A 519-nucleotide genomic window follows, 5' to 3' on the forward strand; every position below is an offset into this window, starting at 1 on the left:
CCCAGGACCTGGCCGCGTTTGTCCTGTTCTCCTCGGCCGCAGCAACTTTCGGCAACCCCGGCCAAGCCAACTACGCCGCCGCCAACGCCACCCTGGACGCCCTGGCCCACCACCGACACCGCCACCAACTACCGGCCACCAGCCTGGCGTGGGGCTACTGGCACACCCCTTCCGGCATGACCGCCCACCTGCAAACCGTCGATCAGGCCCGAGTGACGCGGACGAGTTTGACCCCGATCAGCACCGAACACGGCCTGGCATTGTTCGACGCCGCAGTGACTCATCACCAACCCAACCAGGTCCTGACCCCGCTCAACCCACGCGCAGTAGACCGGCTGGCCCGCACCAACACCCTGCCCCCGATCCTGTCCGCACTGACCACCACCCGCCCACACGCCGCCACCGCCACGGCCGGCACATTGACCGCACAGCTGGCCACCCAAACCCCCGACCAACAACGAGCCACCGTTACGACTCTGGTCCTGACCACCACCGCCACCGTGCTGGCCCACCCCGACC

Annotated in this window: 1 protein-coding gene; it reads left to right on the plus strand. The window is 68.4% G+C overall.

Going from position 1 to position 519, the window contains the following annotated elements; genetic code table 11:
- On the plus strand, positions 1 to 519 hold a 519-nt coding region (locus tag BST12_RS29385), incomplete at both ends, for a KR domain-containing protein (RefSeq protein WP_139802091.1).

This window comes from Mycobacterium angelicum (genome assembly GCF_002086155.1).
GTDB classification, from domain to species: Bacteria; Actinomycetota; Actinomycetes; order Mycobacteriales; family Mycobacteriaceae; genus Mycobacterium; species Mycobacterium angelicum.